Genomic DNA, 19398 nt, shown 5'->3' with positions numbered 1-19398 from the left:
AGAGTGATCTGCTACCTTGATGACAAGATGTCGAACGATCCGGTTCGACAGTGGCAATCAAGAGGACGGCAATGAATCTACCGCTGTGGTGCCTGCTGATAACCGCGCTGCTACCGTTCTGGCTGGCCTTCTGGGGCAGCAGCGTCAGGCGCCGGGAATTTGGTCATCTGGATAATCAACATCCGCGCCAGCAATACGCGCAGATGGAGGGTAAAGGTGCCCGATTGTGGGCGGCACAGAGCAATGCCTGGGAGGCGCTGGCGCTGTTCACCGCTGGAATCGTTGCCGTGCAGACGACGACGGGTGGCGGTTGGCTGGCAGACGTTGCCTGCATCGTTTTCGTGCTGGCTCGCATTGGACATGGGCTCTGCTATGCCATGAATCTCGCAACGCTGCGTTCGGCCATCTTTTGCGTGAGTCTGGTCGCGGTGCTGTGCCTGTTTGCCACGGCGTTCCTGTAGGCACCCTCTAACGTGGGCCACGGGCGTTCGCCGAGCCCGTGGTCGCCTCTCTAGTGGCCATCGGCGACGACTGAGCAAGGGCAGACTTCAAGTTCTGATGCCTCGGGCCGATGAAAGGTCTTCGAGTCACCGCTCGTGAATGCCTGCTGTCTTTCCATCGCGACCGAGGCCCGATTCCATGTCCAGTACCGACGAATCCGAGAGCGCATCAGCGCAGGAACCCGATCCCGCCGACGAAGAGGCGGTAGTGACCGTACCGATCGATGGCCACTTGTCGGTCTTGCCTACAAGTCATCGGCAACTGGCTCTGGAAGCCATGATGGCAGCCCAGGTGTCCTACTGGCGATGGTCCGCGCCCGATCGCAGCTTGCTGTTCGGCAGCGTGACGACGACGCCCGAAGATGAAGATGACTATCTGCGCATCGATTGGTGGGGATTGCTGAAGTCGACGCCACCGCCGGAGCGACGGCGCCTGATCGCGCTATGGCGCCGGCTCAATGACGGCCACCAGGATCGAATCGACACGCTGATACAACCCGACGCCAGAACTCCCTCGGTCCGATGGCGTGTTCGAGGCGCGATTACGGCGCGGGACGTTGACGCTCTGCCGGTCTCCGCCACCGGCACCTGGGAAATCATCGAAGAGTCGCGCGACCGGCGCAGCGTGGATAGCGTCAAGGCTCACGCCTTCGTGGCGTCGCGTGACCCCATGCTGGTGGTGGACGAACAGTGGCACATTCTGGAAACCAACGATGCCTTCAACCAGCTCGGCGGACTGCCTCTCGACGCGATACTCGGCCAGACTTTGCAACATTACATCGAGGCCGATGTCCTGCACGGCGATCCTGCAACGGCGGTTGCCAACGATCGCTTGCAGCACCATGAGGGCACCTTTCATATCGAGGGAGCCCCCGCCATTCCGGTCGAGCTAACGCTCAGCCAGTTCACGCTGGATGGGACCGGCCTGGTCCGCTACATCGCCGTATTACGGGATATCTCGGCTCGCAAGCGTTCCGAGCGCGAACTCGAGCAGCTCGCCAGAATCGACGCCCTGACCCAACTACCCAATCGGACGACGCTACAGCAGACGTTGAATCGACGGCTTTCCCGACTCTCGACCGATGATGGGCTCGCCCTGCTGTTCATCGATCTGGATGGTTTCAAGCACATCAATGATTCGCTGGGTCACCAGGCGGGCGATATTCTGCTGAAAATCATGGTCAAACGCCTGCGCGCCACGCTCCGCAGCAAGGACCTGGTCGCGCGCTGGGGCGGCGACGAGTTCGTGGCGATCATCGACATGGGAAGCGACACCCCGCTGGTCGACAGGATCGCGCTGCGCCTGCTCGAAGCGCTGTCTCATCCGATGGTGATCGGCGGCCATCAGATCAGCGTTACCGCCAGCATCGGTATCGTCCATGCACCGCGAAATGGCCGTGACGGCGAGACATTGCTCAGGCACGCCGACCTCGCCATGTATGCGGCCAAGGACCAGGGCAAGAACGCGATCGTCACTTATCATGAAAAGCTGAAGCATCACAATCTGGAGCAGATGTCGATGCTTTCCCTCCTGCGGGAGGCGATCGCCGAGGGGACGCTCGATTTCGTCGTTCAGCCCAAGTTCGATAGCCACAGCCGCATGATCGGCGCCGAACTATTGGCGCGCTGGAAGACCCTCGAATATGGTCAGGTTCCCCCCGATACCTTCGTACCGCTCGCCGAACGCAACGGTATGGCCACTGCGCTGGGCAATCTGGCCATCGATCGGGCTGCAGAGTACGCCGCGCGTCTCGCCGCATTGGGCAATCCGTTGCCGGTGGCGGTCAATATTTCTGCGTTGCATGTGATGGACGATAGCCTGCTCGATACGCTCTGCGACGCCTGTCGGCGTCATGCCATCAGCGTCGATCAGCTTGAACTGGAAGTGACGGAGTCCGTTTTTCTGGAGAACACGTATGCCCCGGAAACCCGAATCGAACATCTCAGGCGTCAGGGCTTCCGTGTCGCGATGGATGATTTTGGCGCCGGTTATTCATCGTTGGGCTATCTCAAGCGACTGCCTTTCGACACCATCAAGATCGATCGCAGCTTCATGAGCGATCTCGAAGTGGATCCGCGCGCTCGCCATTTGCTGGCAGGTATCGTCGGGCTGTGCGATATGCTCGGCATGGATACCGTCGCCGAAGGCGTCGAAACCGGCGAACAGTGGCAGCTGCTGCAGACCCTGGGCGTGAAGCAGTATCAGGGCTATTGGCTGGGGCGCCCGATGAGTCTGGAGCAATTGCTCGACAAACTCGGTGACTGACGACAGAGAGACTCGTGGACGATGGCCCTCAATGGCCCTCAATCGCAAATGCATCGCTGAAAAGCCGTCACAGAGAACCCGAATAAAAGCAGAGCCAGAAGGAAGCGCTCGAAGCGATGGCATCGCGAGCTGTGCTGACGTAACGTGACGAGCATCCCCATTTCCGACGCCGATTCGTGACGCCTCATGTCCCTGACTTTCAGCTTGATCGCCCCAGCCTCCTTTACCCGCCCCGAGATACTCGAGCAAGCTGCTCAAGCCTTGCAGCTCCTGGGCATTGACGTCCGCTTCCCCCGACAGCTGCAGAATCCGACCCGCTATCTGGCCGGCGATACGGCTCACCGTCTGCAGGCGCTTTATGCTGCCTACGCGGACCAGGACACCGATGCGGTGTGGGCCGTTCGCGGAGGTTATGGCTGCGCCCATCTGGCCACCGAAATCGACTGGTCTCGCCTCGCCTGCAAACCCTTGATCGGCTACTCCGACCTGAGCGTGCTGCTGGACCAGTGCTATCGTCACGGGTTACCCGCCATCCATGGCCCAGTCATGAAAGAGGGAGTAAAGCTCAACGCCGAGGAGGCCGATCTTCGCGCCGCCGGCCAACGCGACTTCCAGGCCCTGCTCGCCCTGCTCGGAGGCCAGACGCCCGAGAGCGTGGCGCTGACATCCGTCTCTCCGACACTGGAGACGGCCCCCATCGAGGGGCCCATGGTCGGCGGCAATCTGGCGACGCTGGCCAGTGTCGCCGGTACCCCGTTGGCGTTTCGCGCGCCGCCCGGGGCGATCGTCATTCTCGAGGATGTCGGCGAACCGTTCTATCGACTGGAGCGCGACCTGTGGCAGTTGGTCTATTCGGGCGCGCTGGATGACGCTGCTGCGGTCTGCCTCGGCACGTTCGAAGGCTGCATACCCTACGGTGATCTGCGGATCGAGACGCTGTTCGAGACGTGGCTGGCCCCCCGGGGCTTGCCGCTGTACACGGGCCTGCCGATCGGCCATGGCCGCGACAACCTGCCCTGGCGCTATGGGGCGAAGGCCCGCGTTGCCGCCAATCGACTCCATTTTTTGGGCTGAATCTTTCGCGCCACGGCAGCCAAAGTGACGCGATGAGCCCGAAAAAACGCCGCCTCGCGCAATGCGAGGCGGTATCGGTTCAACCAAGTTGAAAGAAAATTGGCGAGCGACGATCAGACAAGGCGAAAATCAACGAAAGAGTGGAGTTTACGGGACGTAAATGAGCACCTTAAGTTGATTTTCAACACAGTATGATCGAGCGCAGCCCTTTTCTCAGGGCAGACGTTCGAACACGGTCGCCACACCTTGCCCCATCCCGATGCACATCGTTGCCAGACCCAGTTTGGTGTCCTGCTGGCGCATCACATTGAGTAGCGTGGTACAGATGCGCGCGCCGGAACAGCCGAGCGGGTGGCCGAGCGCGATCGCACCGCCATGAAGATTGACCGCGTCGTCCATACGATCGAGCAGCTCGAGGTCTTTCAACACCGGGATCGACTGCGCCGCGAACGCCTCGTTGAGCTCGACCGTCTGGATATCGCCGATCTTGAGACCGGCTTTGGCCAACGCCTTCTGCGTCGCCGGTACCGGACCATAACCCATGATCGAGGCGTCACAGCCGGCGACACCGGTCGACACGATTTTGGCCAGGGGCTCGAGACCCAGCGATTTGGCGCGCTCGTAGCTCATCACCATCAGCGCCGAGGCGCCTACCGACAGCGCCGAAGAAGTGCCTGCGGTGACCGTTCCGTTCCTGGGATCGAAAGCCGGCTTGAGCGAGGCCATCTGCTCGAGCGTGGCATCCTCGCGCACGACCTCGTCGTGCTTGATCAGAGCCCGGTAGCCCTGCTGATCGTGGCCTTCGATCGGCACGATCTCGTTGTCGAAGTAGCCCAGACGATTGGCTTCGCTGGCACGCTGATGAGAGCGCAGGCCGAACTGATCCTGCTGTTCGCGGGTCACGCCATGCATCTTGCCCAGCAGCTCCGCGGTCAGGCCCATCATCATCGCGGCCTTGGCCGCGCTCTTGCTGGCCGCCGGATTGACGTCGACACCGTGAGTCATCGGCACGTGTTCCATGTGCTCGACGCCGCCGATCAGGTAGCAGTCGCCCATGTCGGCGCGGATGTTGGCCACCGCGATATGCAGCGCACTCATCGACGACCCACACAGACGATTGATGGTCTGTGCCGGAACCGAACGCGGAATGCCGGTCAAAATGGCCGCATTACGCGCGATGTTCATCGACTGTTCCAGGGTCTGATTGACGCATCCCCAGAGGATATCGTCGACGCCTGCGGGATCGAGCTTCTCGTTACGTGTGAACAACGCCTGCATCACGGCGGCGGAGAGATTCTCGGCACGCACGTGGCGGAAGGCGCCGTTTCTGGCTTTGGCCATGGGGGAGCGTACGGCATCGACCACCACGGCATCTCTGGCATTCAAACTCATGTCTGTGACTCCGCTGACCTGGATATGAAAATGTGGTGGATTCAGCGATCGCTGGCGTCGGGATAAAAGCGCTCGCCGCTGGTCGCCATCTCCTTGAGTCGCGCTGTCGGCGCATACAGCGCCCCCAGTTCGCCGGAAAGCCGCTCGGCCACTGCCACGAATTCGGCCACACCCATGGCGTCGATGTAGCGCAGCGCGCCGCCACGGAACGGCGGAAAACCGATGCCATAGATCAGCGCCATGTCGGCCTCGGCCGGCGAACCGACGATGCCATCCTCCAGGCAGCGAACCGTCTCCATGCAAAGCGGCACCATCATCCGCGCGATGATCTCGTCGTCGGACAGCTCACGCGTCTCGCGGACGACCTCCGCTACCAGCCGGTGCGCCTCGTCATCATGAACCTTCTTCGGCTTGCCCTTCTTGTCTTCTTCGTAGACGTAAAAGCCCTTGCCGTTCTTCTGACCGAGGCGCTGGTTGTCGAGCATGATCTGAATGGCTGACTTGCCGTCATGGGCCATCCGATCGGGGAAGCCTTCCGCCATCACTTCACTGGCGTGAACGGCCGTGTCGATGCCCACTACATCGAGCAGGTACGCCGGGCCCATCGGCCAGCCGAAGCGCTCCATCAGCCTGTCGGCACGCTCGAAGTCGACGCCGTGTTCCACGAGGCCGCTGAACCCGCCGAAGTAGGGAAACAGGACACGATTGACCAGAAAGCCCGGGCAATCGTTGACCACGATCGGCGTTTTGCCCATCTGGCGGGCGTAGGCGACGGTCGCGGCGACCGCGGCATCGGATGTCCGGGTGCCGCGAATGACCTCGACCAGCGGCATCCTGTGCACCGGGTTGAAGAAGTGCATCCCGCAGAAATTCTCGGGCCGTTTGAGGTTGGCCGCCAGCCGATCGATGGAGATCGTCGAGGTGTTGGATGCCAGGATGGTGTCATCAGCGACGTTGGCTTCGACTTCGCTGAGCACTGCTCCCTTGATCTTGGGGTTCTCGACCACGGCTTCGACCACCAGATCGACCTGGCCGAAATCGCCATAGGAGAGGGTCGGCCGAATGTTGCCGAGCACTTCCGCCATTTTCGTCTGGCTGAGCTTGCCGCGCTCCAGTTGCTTGGTCAGCAGTTTGCGGGCTTCCTTCAAGCCCAGCTCGATCGCTCCCGACTTGATGTCCTTCATCAGAATCGGGGTGCCCTTGTAGGCACTCTGGTAAGCGATACCGCCGCCCATGATGCCGGCTCCCAGCACCGCGGTCTGCTCGACCGGCTTACCATCCTTCTCGTACTGCTTGGCTTTCTTCTTGACCGCCTGATCGTTCAGGAACAGGCCGACCAGGTTGTAGCAGACGTCGGTCTTGGCAAGCTTGGCGAAAGCCTGGGCTTCGATCGCCTGGGCACGCTCGCGCCCTTCGCCCGCGCCTTTCTGAATGACGCGGATGGCTTCGATCGGCGCCGGATAATGCGGCCCTGCCTTGCCAGCCACGTAACCCTTGGCCGTCTCGAACGCCATCATCTGCTCGACGGCGTTGAGCTTCAGCGGAGAGCCCTTCTCGACCCGGCGGGCACGATAGTCGAAATCTCCGGCGTTGGCCTTGTCGAGCATGTCGCGGGCGGCCGCCATCAGCGTCTGCTGCGGCACCACGGCGTCGACGGCACCGACCTTGAAAGCCGTCTCGGCATCGTTCTGGGTACCGCCGGCAATCCATTCGATGGCGTTGTCGGCACCGATCAGGCGCGGCAACCTGACGCAACCGCCCCAGCCCGGCACGATCCCCAGCTTGGTCTCCGGCAGCCCGATCTGGGCGCTGTCCGCCATCACGCGGAAATCCGTGCTCAGACTGAGCTCGCAGCCGCCGCCAAGCGCCAGCCCATTGAGCGCGGTGACGGTGGGGAACGGCAGATCCTCGATGCGGTTGAAGAGCGCGTGAATGCGCATGTTCATGTCGATCAGGAACGCTTCATCCTTGGCGAACATGGCGTGGAACTCGGTGATATCGGCACCGACAATGAACACGTCCTTGGCACTGGCAATGATCAAACCCTTGAGGCCGGTCTCATTTTCCAATGTCTCGATGGCGCTCGACAATTCACCGATGACCGAAGCGGAAAGCTTGTTGATCGCTTCATCCTTGAGGTCGAGCGTCAGGAGCGCAATATCGTCGTCCTGTCGCTCGACCCGAATGGCATCGCCTTGATAGAGCATGGGGGGTCTCCGTGCCATGGCTACAAAAAACGCCCCGCGGCGGCTTCGACGGGACGAATCATACGACTGTTTGAATATGGCAAAGCTTGCGGGGCTGCCTTGGCCCCGTCAAGCTCAACCAAAGTCTCGATCCTGCACTGCCATCGTCCTTCCTGCCAGCGGAAACGACCCACGCGTGCTAACCGACTTCCTGGCATCGTGTAGAGTGGCGCATCACCGCTAGAATAGCCGCGATCCGATGACCGGAGACACGGCGATCATTACGCTGTTTTACGGTCTCTCGTCTTTCACGCATTTTGTCTTTCACGCAATTTCGTCTTTCACGTAAGGAGCCTGGCCCGTGGCCGAGAAGCACCCCGCGATTCCTGCGAAACTCGCTTGGCTCGAGCCTACCGTCGCACGCTTGCGCCGCTATCACTGGCTCTGGCCACCGATCGCCTTCGTACTGGGTCTGCTGGGCTTCTTTCTGGTCAATCGACAGCAGTGGCTGGGTGGCGTACTGGCGCTGGGGCTGGTGCTGACCTGGGTTTTGTTGATCGTCGAAAGTATCGCCAGCAAATGGTTGTCGCGGCGAGGGCGAAATGTCGCTCTGCCTCGGGCAGCGGCAACCTTCATCGCCCAGATGGTCCACCAGGAGACGCTGTTCTTCTGCCTGCCGTTCTTTCTCGCCACCACCATCTGGACGAGCGGCCAGGCGCTGTTTACCGGGCTGCTCATCGCCTGCTCGATCCTGGCAATCCTGGATCCCGTGTATTTCGGGTTATCCAACCGTCACCGCTGGCTCTACTTCCTGCTCCATGCGCTGTGCGTCTTCGTGGTCATGCTGGTGACACTACCGATCATGCTGAGCCTGACCACCGGCGAAAGTCTGATCCTGTCGATACTGGCCATGATGTTCTTCAGCCTGCCCAGTGTCATCGGCCTGTTGAAACCTGCCGGCATCACCCGCTGGCTGGCGATGATCGGTCTGCTGATGGTGCTGGGGGGAACTGCCTGGAGTGCACGAACCTGGATACCGCCGGCCACGCTATGGTTGTCCGGGAGCGCGCTTTCGCCGAGCTTCGACACCGCGGCACGTCAGCCAAGGGGAAGCATGACGCTGACACCGCAGGCACTCGAGTCTCGGGGACTCTTCGTCTACACCGCCATTCGCGCGCCGCGTGGACTGCGCGAAAAGATCTATCACGTATGGCGCCATGACGACGCAGTGGTGGAACGTATTGCGCTGGTTATCCGTGGCGGTCGTGATGAGGGCTACCGCGCCTGGACTCATAAGCAGAATTTCTCCGGCGAAGTGGCGGGACGCTGGCAGGTGGACGTGGTGACGCAGACTGGCCAGCGTATCGGAAGCATCCGTTTTACCGTTTCCGATGACGCCAGTGCCACGCTGGCTGACGGCGATATCCAGCGCCCACCGGGCATTCCGGGATGGAATATTCGCCATCTATTAGGAAGCGGTAAAGAAAAGGGCGACTAATCGCCAATCATTGCGGCTTGCATTATCCTGCGCCCCTTTGGAGAATGTTAGGACGTTCACGATTCAGGTAATCCGCTATGGCACAGCATATCGGCTTTAAACTGGCACGCCTGCCACGACTCTGGCGCGCTGTCATCGATGAACGCTTGGCGCCGCTGGGGTTGACCCAGACGCGCTGGGTGACGCTCTGGAACCTGCGAAACATGGGCGGGGGGCAGGCGCAGTGCGACCTGGCGCGAGCCATCGGCGTCGAAGCGCCCTCGCTGGTCCGTACATTGGATCAGCTCGCCGAGCAGAATCTGATCGAGCGCCGCCCCTGCGCCGAGGATCGGCGCACCAAACGGCTGCATCTGACCAACGATGCGACGCCCTTGCTCGAGAAGATCGAGGAGATCGTCAATGAAGTCCGCGAAGAGATGCTCGGCGGGTTCACGCAGCAGGAGATCGACACCTTCGAAAGCATGCTGGATCGCATCGAGCGAAATGGTATGGACCTTCAGCGCCAGAGCGAGCAAGCCAAGGCCAGCTGATCACGGCCAGGTTCGTGCTTCAGTGGCTATTTTCACGCACGGCACTCACGCACGGCACTCACGCACCCCAGGGAGGGTGGTGCGGAATGCCTGCAACGAACTCGTCGTTTCTCAACGCGACCTGTACCTCCACCGCGATTGCCGCCTGGATCGCGACTCGCCCCCTAAAGGGCGTCCGCTGCCCTTTCAGGACGCTCCCCGCCTCAGGTTTTCTCGAGAGCCCTGACACTCAACGCGGACTGACAGGCACTTCTGCACGTCTGCCACTCCCGGCCAGCGTATCGCGCATGGCGAGCCAGCTTGCCCAATCCTGCTGGAAACGCTCGAGTCCCATTGCCTCCTGCCACCAGACGCACAGCGTATGCTTGCCCGACTCGACGATCAAAGCGTCTGCCGGCAAGCGATCCAGCCACTGCTCGAGAGCTTCCCGCCGTTCGGCATCCAGAGACGGCAACGGGGCCTGCCGCCAGCGCCACTGGTCCGTAGCCGCTTCCAGCGCTCCACTGGCGACTTCATTGCGGACCAGGGTGAAATCGCTGCCCGACGCCGTACCGGGATAGCGCAGCCGATACCCCATCAGGGCAACGTTCGGCATCGCCATTGGCGCCTTGGTGAAGTTCAGCTCACCGCCATTGGCCTTGACGTAGCGCCGCAGTTGCCCGCGGGTGGCCTCGCCCCGACTGGGGCGTAACCACACCATCGGTGACAGGATCAACAGTACTGCCACCGACAGAAAACCCAGCAACGCCATAGTGTCTCTACTCCTTTTGCGGCCGACGGCTCTGCCGTCTGAGAGCCCTGCATTACGACCAAGGTATGAACCTTTATTCTACCGATTGACGGTTACATTACGTTGCGTCGTGAAGATGCATGGTTGATGATCGTGGCGCGCCTGACCGCAGGCCATTTGACGAAAATAGCGTTGTGCCGTTCATGAGGCGCGCTTACAGTTATCCATATTCATTCGCCGAACGGGGGATTACCCGATGAGCAACGAATACCATCACGTGCTGGTTGCCGTGGATCTGACCAAGGATTCGCACAAGGTTCTGGAGCGGGCGATTCCCATCGCACGTCGGAACCAGGCCAAGCTCTCGATCATCCATACGCTGGAGCCCCTCGGGTTCGCTTACGGCGGAGATATCCCGATGGATCTGACGAGCATCCAGGACCAGCTCGACGAACATGCGACACAGCGACTGGCCGACATTTCCGACCCTTACGATATCCCCCGTGAAGACCAGCATATCGTGGTGGGAATGCCGGATACCGAAATTCAGCGCTTTGCCAAAGACCAGAATGTCGACCTGATCGTCGTCGGCTCTCATGGCCGGCACGGCTTTGCCCTGCTGCTGGGATCGACCTCGACCGGCGTGCTGCATGGTGCCGAGTGCGATGTCCTGGCAGTTCGCGTCGGCAAGGACGGAGAAACCGAGGAGTAACCCCTCACGCTGGCTTCCTGTCCGCCTTTGGAAAGACAGGAAGCCAGCGGCGACCTCGCGGATGCTAACCCTCGCCTTCGGCCATTGCCTCCAGCTCCATCCAGCGCTCCATCGCCCGATCCAGCTTGGCCTGGGCTTCCGACAATGCGTCGATCGCGGCGGCGACCGTCTCGCTGTCCTGTTGATAGAAATCCGGCGCGCCCATCTGACTCTCGTAGGTTGCGATCTGGCTTTCCAGCGACTCGATCGTCGCCGGTAACGTATCCAGCTCACGCTGCAGCTTGTAGGACAGCTTCTGACGGCGCTTGTCGACATCGTTCTTCGCTGGCTGGGCCGATGCCGCCTGCCGTTCGGCCAGTTTTTCCTGTGCCTTGCGCGCTTCGGCCAACTCCCATGGCGCAGGCGGCAAGCGTCCACCCTGCCGCACCCAGTCGGTATATCCGCCGACGTAGCTCCGCACGACGCCGTCACCCTCGAACGCCAGTACATCGGTGACCACGTTGTCCATGAACGCCCGGTCATGCGAGACCAGCAGCAAGGTGCCCTCGAAATCGATCAGCAGCTCTTCCAGCAGCTCCAGCGTCTCTACGTCGAGATCGTTGGTCGGCTCATCGAGTACCAGCACATTGGCGGGTTGCGTGAACAGTTTGGCCAGCAGCAAGCGATTGGACTCGCCGCCGGACAGCGCCTTGACCGGCTGGCGGGCGCGTTCGGGCGTGAACAGAAAGTCTTGCAGATAGCTGATGACGTGCTTGTCCTTGCCCGCAACGGTGACCTTGTCGCTGCCCTGGGCCACGTTGTCGTAGACGCTCTTGTTCAACTCGAGCCCGGCGCGTAGCTGGTCGAAATAGGCGACCGAAAGATTGGTCCCCATCTGCACGCTGCCTTCACTCGGCGCGAGTTCTCCCAGCAGAATCTTGAGCAGTGTGGTCTTGCCGGCGCCATTGCGCCCGATCAGACCGATACGATCGCCGCGCTGAATCTCCAGGGAGAGATCCCGAATGATGCAGGCGTCCGCGTAGTACTGCGTGACGTCTTTCAGCTCGACGACGCGCTTGCCGCTACGCTCGCCGCCGTCCACCTGGAACGAGGCCTTGCCCTGGCGCTCGCGTCGCTGGGAGCGTTCACTGCGCATCTTCTCCAGCGCTCGCACGCGCCCTTCGTTACGCGTCCGGCGGGCCTTGATGCCCTGCCGGATCCAGGTCTCTTCCTGGGCCAGTTTCTTGTCGAACTCGGCACGCTCACGCGCTTCGACCTCGAGTTCATGGGCCTTCTGCGCCTGATAGGTCGGATAATCGCCGGGATAGCGGCCCAGGCGTCCGCGGTCGAGTTCGAGGATCGCCGTCGCCAGCTTGGACAGAAAGGCACGGTCGTGAGTAATGAACAGCACGGCACCATCGAACGCCAGCAACTGCTCTTCGAGCCAGGTGATCGTGTCGATATCGAGATGGTTGGTCGGCTCGTCGAGGAGCAGGAGATCAGGGCCGGCAACCATGGCTCTCGCCAGCGCGACCCGCCGCCGCCAGCCGCCGGACAAACCACTCATCATCGCGTCGGCGGGCAGCCCCAGTCGGGTCAGCACCGTATCGATACGTTGGTGGAAGGACCAGCCATCCTGCGATTCCAGCCGTGTCTGCAGCGTCTCCAGACGTCGCATGTCGGGATCGGCCGACGCTACCAGGCGATGATACTCGGCCAGCAGCGCCCCGGTCTCGGGAAGCCCCTGAGCAACGACTTCGAAGATCGTCGCCTCATCCGCGTCCGGCAGCGTCTGCTCGAGGACGCCAATCTTGAGCCCTGGGGCGCGCCAGATATGACCATCGTCGGCCTGATTTTCGCCCGCAATCAGTTTCATCAAGGTCGACTTGCCGGTGCCATTGCGCCCGACCAGCGCCAGACGCTCGCCCTTCTCGATCACCAGATCGGCACCGTCGAAAAGCGTATGATGCCCGTAGGCGAGTTGCAGTTGTTCAAGGCGTAGCAGAGCCACGTAGGACCTCGCGTTCGTGAGTCTTCGAAATAACTGACGGTATTGCGTGCTGAACCTGTACCGTGCTGACACGTGTCTGGCCGACACTGAATCTTGCCGACACTGATCTTGTCGAACAGTTGCCGGGCCGAATTGATGTCGAGCCGAACGTGTTTCCTGTCCGGCATTGTACCTTGCCAGCCCATTCTCTTCGAAATGGATTGATAGGCTTCGAAATGGATTGGTGTGCGCTTCGCCCCGGCGCCCTGGCGCTTTACAATGTCCTCCGACTTTTCTCCCTCGAATGAAAGGAGTGCCGCGTGAGCGACACGCCCCAGCACGAATCTATTCACGGCGACTCTCCTCTACCGGAGGCGCTGCGCATCACCTCACCGGCGCCGCTGGTGGACATCGGCGCCAATCTGACCCATGAAAGCTTCGCCCAGGATCTCGAGGCCACGCTGACCCGGGCCACGAATGCCAACGTCCGGTCCCTGGTGGTTACCGGCGCCGATCTCGAAGGGGCGACACGGGCAGCCGAACTGGCGACGCGGTTTGCGAGTCTACATGCGACGGCCGGTCTGCATCCTCACCATGCATCCGACTGGAATCTGGATCTGGAACATGCCATGCGCGAACTGCACCAGCAGAAAGTCGTGGTCGCCGTGGGGGAATGCGGGCTCGATTTTCATCGTGACTTTTCACCTCGCGCGGATCAGGAGCGCGCCTTGGAAGCGCAACTGGCTCTGGCAGCGGAAACCGGCTTGCCCGTGTTTCTGCATGAGCGTGACGCGGGGCGCCGGATGCTGGAGATACTGCTCGAGTGGCGCGATCGATTGAGCGACGCCGTCGTGCACTGCTTCACCGGTGATCGCGAAACGCTTCACGGCTACCTGGACCTGGATCTGCACATCGGCCAGACCGGCTGGCTGAGCGACGAACGCCGAGGCCATCATCTTCGCGAATTCGTCGCAGATATCCCCGTCGAACGTTTGATGGTGGAAACCGATTGCCCTTATCTGCTGCCGCGCAATCTGCCGGCGAAAATCAAGGGGCGCCGCCACGAGCCGGCTCTGCTACCTTGGATAGTGAGAGAACTGGCTTACTGGCGCGGCGAAAGCGAAGCCGAGCTGGCACAACAAACCACGCTCACGGCCAAGCGTTTCTTTCGGCTCGAGGAGGACGCTGGCAAATGACGAACTATCCGGGATTCATCGCAATAGAAACGGGCGGCGACAATTCGCTGCCATTGGCCATCGCCTGGGCGCTGCCCAATGGTCAGATCAAGAACACCCTGATTCAGCCGGACGACGAATGGTTGAAAGACGAGCTGCTGTCGCTCGGCGGTTATGATCTCGACGAGCTCCGCCATCTCGGAATCAGTCCGCTGGACGTTATCCGAGAGCTGGAAAACGATCACTTCAGCGAGACGCTCTACACCGCCGGCGTTCAGGACGATGAAGCGGCGCTGTCGTTGATGTTCGATGACTTCGGCGTCGATCCATTCGTGGAGTTGGCCCCGGCGGCGAATCTCTATCCCGAGCTCGATGCTGGCGAATGGTCCCGCGCCCGCAGCGAGCTCTTCGGCGAAATGGGTCTCGAGCCCATGCGTCCGGAGCATGAAGTTCAGGTCATGCTGTATCTACATCAGCGGCTCGTGCAGCAGGACGAGTAGCGCTACCCGCCTCGAGCCGTCGCCGCCCGGCGGCGACGGCTTTCTCGAGTCCTTGGCCTGTCGAATCACCTTCTGTCGCATCGCCCTTCGTCACACCACCCTCTGTCGAATCACACTCTGTCGAATCACCCTCTGTCGCGTAGAAAACCTCCAGCGCGTCGATGAGCGCCCGCGCTCGCAATGGTATGCCTTCGCTGCGATAGCGCCTCGCGCGCGCGGCCACTTTCACGCTGAATGCTCGGCGGTCCACCTCGACACCATCGAGATTGTCGACGCTGACCTGAAACGGCTTGCCACAGGCCTCGCTGAATAGCGACTCGAGTGCCTGAGGCGCAATTTCGACACGTTCGAAATCCGCCTGACGCCCGGCGTCTCGTCCGTCCGGTTCATACCAGTAGCCATAATCTTCCTGCTGCCGCCGTGACTCGCCGGCAATACACCAGTGGCTGATTTCGTGCAGCGCACTGGCGAAAAAGCCGTGGGCAAACACGATGCGGTGAAACGCGTGTTCGGCATCGGCCGGCAGGTAGATAGGTTCGTCGCCACCGATAACCAGCCGCGTGCGATAGCTGGGCGCGAACACGCCGTCGAACAGGGCAATTAGGTCTTCGATATCGTGAGTCATCAACATCTCCGAAAGTGCGTCGGAGTATACGTAAGTTCAGGGCTCTCGCCGAGCGCCGGCTCTCGACTCCTGCTAGAATCGCCGCCCTGTCCGTTCGGTCAAGGAGCGCTTCATGTCGTCGACCGCCAACCGGCTTCACCGCTGCCGGGTAGAAACCCGTAGCCTGGTGCGCCTGGCCCTGCCGATCTGCGGTGCGCAATTGGCACAGGCCGGCATGAGCGCGTCGGACGTCATCATGTCCGGCCGGGCCAGCGCCACCGATCTGGCGGCGGTTTCCGTCGGTGCCAGTCTGTGGGTACCGCTGATGCTGTTGATGACGGGCACCCTCATGGGCGTCACGCCCATCGTTGCCCAGCAAGCGGGCGCCGGACGCTTCGATCAAGTCCGCGGCAAGGTTCATCAAGCGCTGTGGGTCGCGCTGGTCCTGGGCTGTCTCAGCGCTCTGGCGATGACGCTGGGGGCCAAGGCCATTTTTCAATTGATGGAGATTCCGGCCGAGGTCGCGAGCCTCGCAACCGACTATCTCAAGGCAGTGGCCTTCGGGATTCCGGCCGTCGCGTTCTACCAGGCCCTCCGGGCGTTCTCCGACGGCATGCATCACACCCGGCCTTCGCTGTGGATGAGCTTGGTGGGCCTCGCGGTCAATATCCCCGGCAATTTCCTGTTGATCTATGGCGGGCCCGGCCTGGTCGGCCTGTTTGGCAGCGAGACGCCTCTCTTCCTGCAGCAGCTGCCCGCCCTGGGTGCGTTTGGCTGCGGGATCGCAACCGCCGTCTCGATGTGGGCCATGTGCCTGGGCATGGTCTGGTACACGACTCGCAGCCGCGCGTACGCGCCGGTGGTGCTGTGGGAAGCACCGACGCCGCCGCGCTGGCGAGATATTGCCGAGCTCACGTATATCGGTTTGCCGATTGGCCTGGCCATTTTCTTCGAAGTCACGCTGTTCACCGTGATCACCCTGCTCGTCGCCTATCTCGGCGAAATCACGGTAGCCGCTCACCAGATTGCACTCAATGTGACTTCGATCCTGTTCATGCTGCCGTTGTCGCTGAGCATGGCGCTGACCGTTCGAGTGAGCAACCGACTGGGCGCCGGCAATCTTGCCGAAGCCCGTTTCGTTGCCTGGAACGGTACCGGCGTGGGTTTTGTCCTGGCCCTGCTCAATAGCGCGCTGATTTGGCTATTGGCGAAGCCCGTCGTCACACTCTATACGGGGAATACCGAGGTCCAGACCCTGGCGATGTCGTTGATTCTACTGGCGATGCTGTTCCAGATTTCAGATTCGCTTCAGGTCAATCTCGCTGGCGCTCTGCGGGGTTACAAGGACACCCGCGTGGTCATGGGGATCACGCTTTTTTCTTACTGGTTCGTTGGCCTGGGCTGCGGCCATCTACTCGGCCGCGGCCTGGACGGCATGTTCGACGCCCTCGGCATCTATGGTTACTGGATCGGCCTCAACGCCGGTTTGACATCAGCGGCAACGCTTCTGGCCTGGCGGCTCTGGCGCGTCAGTCGGCGCTGCCAGGCAAAAAGCGCAAATTATCACTAATGAGATCGCCCGAGGGCTTAACAGGTCCTTTGTGGCTATGCTAATACTGGCAGCAGGCCTCAAGCCGAGACAATGCCGACCAGGAGGGTAGTCATGGGCGTCCCACTTTCCCCTCGATCTGCGCAGATCATTGATCTGGAAACCATGAGGCACCGGCTGAGAGCCAGGAAGCGGTTGGTCCGGCTATCGCCCGAACTCGATGGTCTGGAAATGCTTTACTATCTCGCCTCGGACCCCGATACGCTCTATGGCATGCCATTGCTGGCGTGGGGTTTGCGTGAGGATAACGAGGTCGTCGGCCTGGTGCCGTGGATGGAGTCGTTGGCGCCCTGTCATGAGCTGGACGATCCTGAATACGGTCATTTCGTAGGCTATCGGGATCCCGAGACTCATGAAATATTCCATGATGCCCCCGAACACAAGATCGCCGAGCTGGAACACGCGGCGGCGTACTTCGATTATGAAGAGACTGAGGACATCTCGTTGACGCAGCAGTTGCCTGAGACCCAGGGCACGCACGCGCTCTGCATGGACGAAGACGGCCGGCCCTGGCAGCTCAAGCAGATCTTCGGCTGGTATCTCTACAGCAACGGCACCGTCGATGCGATGCTGGTCGATGACGCTCAGGTCACGACACTGCCGGTTCTGGCCGGCGACGACTGTCTCTACCCTGGGCGCAGCCGACACCGCACGCTTTACTTCTTTCAGCGCAATATCGCCAATCGAATCCGCAACGAAGATCCGGATACTCTCGAGGCGCTGGCGCTGATGGTCGCAACGGGTAATTGATCCCGACGGACAGCCGCTATTTCATCCTAACTGGATGCGATAGCGGTACTCCGCGCCCTCCTGAGTCTGCTCGATCAACTCGTGACCCAGGAAATGGCAGAACTGGGGGATATCGCGTGTGGTAGCAGGATCCGTCGCGATGACATTCAGGATATCGCCGACGGCCATGTCACGAACCTTGTTGTGCATCAGCATGATCGGCTCCGGGCAATAGAGCCCGCGAGTATCCAGGGTCTCGCCCTGCGGGGTTGCAGTGTCGTTCATGGTAGCCTCGCACAATCCATCGTCTTGATCCGTTCTGTCTATCCATCCAGACGAACATGAACGGTAACTTCTTCACGATCATGATACAGGTGACGACAGGCAATGGTAGCCGCCACGCCATGCGCCTTCAGCGTCACCTCGAGTCGCGTCAGGCAACGTCTTACCTCTTCCCAGCGCTTCTTCATCGGCAACTTCAGATTGAAGATCGCTTCACGGCACCAGCGCTTGATCAGCCACCGCTCGACCATGTCGATCACGCGCATGGGTTTGTCGACGATGTCACAGACCAGCCAGTCCAGGCGATAAGGCGGCTCCCAGACGAAGCCATCCTCACGCAGATGTTCGACTTGACCCGTCGCCATCAAGGCCGGCGCCATGGGTCCGTTATCGATGGCGTAGACGAACATTCCTCGACGCACCAACTGATAAGTCCAGCCACCCGGTGCGGCACCCAGGTCCACGGCCTGCATGCCATTGTGCAGGCGTGAGTCCCAGGCATCCTTGGGTACGAAAGTATGCCATGCCTCCTCGAGCTTCAGCGTCGAGCGGCTGGGAGCATCATGGGGATGACGAAGACGCAGTACGCCGCCCGGATGTTCGCTGCGATTACCCGGGAAACTCATTCCAATCTGAACCGAGTCACCAGATAGCCAAAACAGATGTAGCCGACGGCCACCGGCCTTGCGGCGCAAACCGCCACCTCGCTTCAGAGCGCTTTCCAGAGGGCGACTCAGGGATTTGGCCAGACGCCCCAGACTTTTGCCGTCATTGGTGTCGGGCGTTTCGTGCCAGATCGACTCGAAATTCCAGCCACTCTCGTTGACCTGTGCGACGATCGCGGAAATGCGATCATCACGCGAAAGCTGTAGTGGCGCGAATGCCACTAACGATTGCCGCGCGAAGACCAATGACATCAAAGGTAGTGCACGATGAATACCATTGGCCGGTTGGGACTCCGCACTCTGCCAGCGAACGAACCCGCTATTCGTCTCAGCCATCACGATCTGACCGAATTCACCGGCATCACTCGCGCGTGTGGTAATTTCCGCAGCCAGATCGGGTTCGAAACCCGCTCGGCAGTACAATAGCCACTCGTTGGGCACTTGGTTCACAATCGCCTCTCTGCCTGGATAACCATTTCGAGTCAGAAGCCTTCGGTTACCGGTTGCTCAATATCTTCCTATCGATGCAGCCATAAAAAAACCCCAGCCTATTGGCTGGGGTTTGGGATAGATGCCTGACGATGACCTACTCTCGCATGGGGAGACCCCACACTACCATCGGCGCTAAGCGGTTTCACTACTGAGTTCGGCATGGATCAGGTGGTTCCCGCTCGCTATGGTCGTCAGGCAAAACTGACGTCGGAATGATGGGCCTTCACGGCTTACCCAACCCTCATTCCAACTAATTCGGATCATGCTGACTGAGCTACATCTCATTGCCTGCCCGCTCTACGGGGCAGCGCGTATCCTGCGTTGTCGGTGATTGTTCACCGATCCGACTTTGCGCTTACTTCAGCAAAGTCTTGCAAACCCCTTGGGGTTATATGGTCAAGCCTCACGGGGTATTAGTACACGTTAGCTCAACGCCTTGCAGCGCTTCCACACCGTGCCTATCAACCAGCTAGTCTTGCTGGACC

General features: G+C 60.8%; 17 protein-coding genes and 2 rRNA genes. 10 read left to right on the top strand and 9 right to left on the bottom strand.

Annotated elements, in window-relative coordinates; genetic code table 11:
• Positions 1–71: 71 nt before the first annotated feature.
• The 3 genes from ACUN9V_RS09440 (at position 72) to ACUN9V_RS09430 (ending at position 3840) form a co-directional block, all read left to right on the top strand.
• Positions 72–461, top strand: coding sequence for an MAPEG family protein (locus ACUN9V_RS09440; protein ID WP_157957475.1), 390 nt, complete (start codon positions 72–74; stop codon positions 459–461).
• Positions 462–639: 178 nt separating this feature from the next.
• Positions 640–2766: a putative bifunctional diguanylate cyclase/phosphodiesterase gene (locus tag ACUN9V_RS09435; protein WP_445511202.1), complete on the top strand. Its 2127-nt coding sequence runs from the start codon at positions 640–642 to the stop codon at positions 2764–2766.
• Between the two features lie 186 nt (positions 2767–2952).
• Complete coding sequence (locus ACUN9V_RS09430) at positions 2953–3840, top strand: S66 peptidase family protein (protein WP_445511201.1); 888 nt, start codon at positions 2953–2955, stop codon at positions 3838–3840.
• 213 nt (positions 3841–4053) lie between these two features.
• On the opposite strand, the gene fadA is transcribed toward ACUN9V_RS09430, so the two are convergent.
• The gene (fadA, locus tag ACUN9V_RS09425; RefSeq protein WP_110691615.1) at positions 4054–5232 is read right to left on the bottom strand and encodes an acetyl-CoA C-acyltransferase FadA; all 1179 of its coding nucleotides are present in this window, start codon (positions 5230–5232) and stop codon (positions 4054–4056) included.
• Between the two features lie 41 nt (positions 5233–5273).
• On the bottom strand, positions 5274–7439 hold the full coding sequence (fadB, locus tag ACUN9V_RS09420; RefSeq protein ID WP_445511200.1) for a fatty acid oxidation complex subunit alpha FadB: 2166 nt from the start codon (positions 7437–7439) through the stop codon (positions 5274–5276).
• Positions 7440–7779: 340 nt separating this feature from the next.
• Here fadB and ACUN9V_RS09415 point away from each other — a divergent pair, with 340 nt between their 5' ends.
• Both ACUN9V_RS09415 and slyA read left to right on the top strand, forming a co-directional pair.
• Positions 7780–8916 (top strand): DUF5924 family protein, encoded by a 1137-nt coding sequence (locus ACUN9V_RS09415; protein ID WP_445511199.1) that lies wholly within the window; start codon positions 7780–7782, stop codon positions 8914–8916.
• 77 nt (positions 8917–8993) lie between these two features.
• A complete protein-coding gene (slyA, locus tag ACUN9V_RS09410) occupies positions 8994–9446 on the top strand; it encodes a transcriptional regulator SlyA (RefSeq protein WP_075563723.1) in 453 nt (150 codons plus the stop codon).
• 229 nt (positions 9447–9675) lie between these two features.
• On the opposite strand, the gene ACUN9V_RS09405 is transcribed toward slyA, so the two are convergent.
• Complete coding sequence (locus ACUN9V_RS09405; protein WP_445511198.1) at positions 9676–10197, bottom strand: preprotein translocase subunit YajC; 522 nt, start codon at positions 10195–10197, stop codon at positions 9676–9678.
• Positions 10198–10432: 235 nt separating this feature from the next.
• Here ACUN9V_RS09405 and ACUN9V_RS09400 point away from each other — a divergent pair, with 235 nt between their 5' ends.
• Positions 10433–10888 carry a universal stress protein gene (locus tag ACUN9V_RS09400; protein ID WP_075563724.1) on the top strand — a complete coding sequence of 152 codons (456 nt, stop codon included), beginning with the start codon at positions 10433–10435 and terminating at the stop codon, positions 10886–10888.
• A 64-nt stretch (positions 10889–10952) separates the two neighbouring features.
• Here ACUN9V_RS09400 and ACUN9V_RS09395 read toward each other — a convergent pair whose 3' ends face one another.
• A complete protein-coding gene (locus tag ACUN9V_RS09395; RefSeq protein WP_445511197.1) occupies positions 10953–12878 on the bottom strand; it encodes an ATP-binding cassette domain-containing protein in 1926 nt (641 codons plus the stop codon).
• A 299-nt stretch (positions 12879–13177) separates the two neighbouring features.
• Here ACUN9V_RS09395 and ACUN9V_RS09390 point away from each other — a divergent pair, with 299 nt between their 5' ends.
• Both ACUN9V_RS09390 and ACUN9V_RS09385 read left to right on the top strand, forming a co-directional pair.
• Positions 13178–14053: a TatD family hydrolase gene (locus ACUN9V_RS09390; RefSeq protein WP_445511196.1), complete on the top strand. Its 876-nt coding sequence runs from the start codon at positions 13178–13180 to the stop codon at positions 14051–14053.
• On the top strand, positions 14050–14532 hold the full coding sequence (locus ACUN9V_RS09385) for a hypothetical protein (RefSeq protein ID WP_445511195.1): 483 nt from the start codon (positions 14050–14052) through the stop codon (positions 14530–14532). The genes ACUN9V_RS09390 and ACUN9V_RS09385 overlap by 4 nt, the downstream gene beginning before the upstream one ends.
• Here ACUN9V_RS09385 and ACUN9V_RS09380 read toward each other — a convergent pair.
• Positions 14489–15157 carry an elongation factor P hydroxylase gene (locus ACUN9V_RS09380; protein ID WP_445511194.1) on the bottom strand — a complete coding sequence of 223 codons (669 nt, stop codon included), beginning with the start codon at positions 15155–15157 and terminating at the stop codon, positions 14489–14491. The two genes, ACUN9V_RS09385 and ACUN9V_RS09380, sit on opposite strands and share 44 nt — an antisense overlap.
• A gap of 112 nt (positions 15158–15269) precedes the next feature.
• Here ACUN9V_RS09380 and ACUN9V_RS09375 point away from each other — a divergent pair, with 112 nt between their 5' ends.
• Together ACUN9V_RS09375 and ACUN9V_RS09370 are read left to right on the top strand one after the other, a co-directional pair.
• Positions 15270–16706 carry an MATE family efflux transporter gene (locus tag ACUN9V_RS09375; protein ID WP_439286572.1) on the top strand — a complete coding sequence of 479 codons (1437 nt, stop codon included), beginning with the start codon at positions 15270–15272 and terminating at the stop codon, positions 16704–16706.
• 93 nt (positions 16707–16799) lie between these two features.
• Positions 16800–17495, top strand: a complete 696-nt coding sequence (locus tag ACUN9V_RS09370) for a hypothetical protein (protein ID WP_445511193.1) — start codon at positions 16800–16802, stop codon at positions 17493–17495.
• A 21-nt stretch (positions 17496–17516) separates the two neighbouring features.
• On the opposite strand, the gene tusA is transcribed toward ACUN9V_RS09370, so the two are convergent.
• From tusA to ACUN9V_RS09350, 4 genes are all read right to left on the bottom strand, one after another.
• Complete coding sequence (gene tusA, locus ACUN9V_RS09365; RefSeq protein WP_075563731.1) at positions 17517–17759, bottom strand: sulfurtransferase TusA; 243 nt, start codon at positions 17757–17759, stop codon at positions 17517–17519.
• A 38-nt stretch (positions 17760–17797) separates the two neighbouring features.
• The gene (rlmM, locus tag ACUN9V_RS09360) at positions 17798–18874 is read right to left on the bottom strand and encodes a 23S rRNA (cytidine(2498)-2'-O)-methyltransferase RlmM (protein ID WP_445511339.1); all 1077 of its coding nucleotides are present in this window, start codon (positions 18872–18874) and stop codon (positions 17798–17800) included.
• A 120-nt stretch (positions 18875–18994) separates the two neighbouring features.
• Positions 18995–19109 (bottom strand): 5S ribosomal RNA (rrf, locus tag ACUN9V_RS09355).
• A gap of 196 nt (positions 19110–19305) precedes the next feature.
• A 23S ribosomal RNA gene (locus ACUN9V_RS09350) occupies positions 19306–19398 on the bottom strand; the annotation flags it as partial.

It is taken from the genome of Salinicola sp. V024, assembly GCF_052645315.1.
Note: the sequence above shows the minus strand (reverse complement) of the source record. Positions and strands in the feature narration are given on the sequence as shown.

What these genes read in the sequence shown, in the direction of transcription:
- ACUN9V_RS09440 (WP_157957475.1), top strand. Translation starts at nt 72, where the DNA reads ATGAATCTACCGCTGTGGTGCCTGCTGATAACCGCGCTGCTACCGTTC.
- ACUN9V_RS09435 (WP_445511202.1), top strand. Translation starts at nt 640, where the DNA reads ATGTCCAGTACCGACGAATCCGAGAGCGCATCAGCGCAGGAACCCGAT.
- ACUN9V_RS09430 (WP_445511201.1), top strand. Translation starts at nt 2,953, where the DNA reads ATGTCCCTGACTTTCAGCTTGATCGCCCCAGCCTCCTTTACCCGCCCC.
- fadA (WP_110691615.1), bottom strand. Translation starts at nt 5,232, where the DNA reads ATGAGTTTGAATGCCAGAGATGCCGTGGTGGTCGATGCCGTACGCTCC.
- fadB (WP_445511200.1), bottom strand. Translation starts at nt 7,439, where the DNA reads ATGCTCTATCAAGGCGATGCCATTCGGGTCGAGCGACAGGACGACGAT.
- slyA (WP_075563723.1), top strand. Translation starts at nt 8,994, where the DNA reads ATGGCACAGCATATCGGCTTTAAACTGGCACGCCTGCCACGACTCTGG.
- ACUN9V_RS09405 (WP_445511198.1), bottom strand. Translation starts at nt 10,197, where the DNA reads ATGGCGTTGCTGGGTTTTCTGTCGGTGGCAGTACTGTTGATCCTGTCA.
- ACUN9V_RS09400 (WP_075563724.1), top strand. Translation starts at nt 10,433, where the DNA reads ATGAGCAACGAATACCATCACGTGCTGGTTGCCGTGGATCTGACCAAG.
- ACUN9V_RS09385 (WP_445511195.1), top strand. Translation starts at nt 14,050, where the DNA reads ATGACGAACTATCCGGGATTCATCGCAATAGAAACGGGCGGCGACAAT.
- ACUN9V_RS09380 (WP_445511194.1), bottom strand. Translation starts at nt 15,157, where the DNA reads ATGACTCACGATATCGAAGACCTAATTGCCCTGTTCGACGGCGTGTTC.
- ACUN9V_RS09375 (WP_439286572.1), top strand. Translation starts at nt 15,270, where the DNA reads ATGTCGTCGACCGCCAACCGGCTTCACCGCTGCCGGGTAGAAACCCGT.
- ACUN9V_RS09370 (WP_445511193.1), top strand. Translation starts at nt 16,800, where the DNA reads ATGGGCGTCCCACTTTCCCCTCGATCTGCGCAGATCATTGATCTGGAA.
- tusA (WP_075563731.1), bottom strand. Translation starts at nt 17,759, where the DNA reads ATGAACGACACTGCAACCCCGCAGGGCGAGACCCTGGATACTCGCGGG.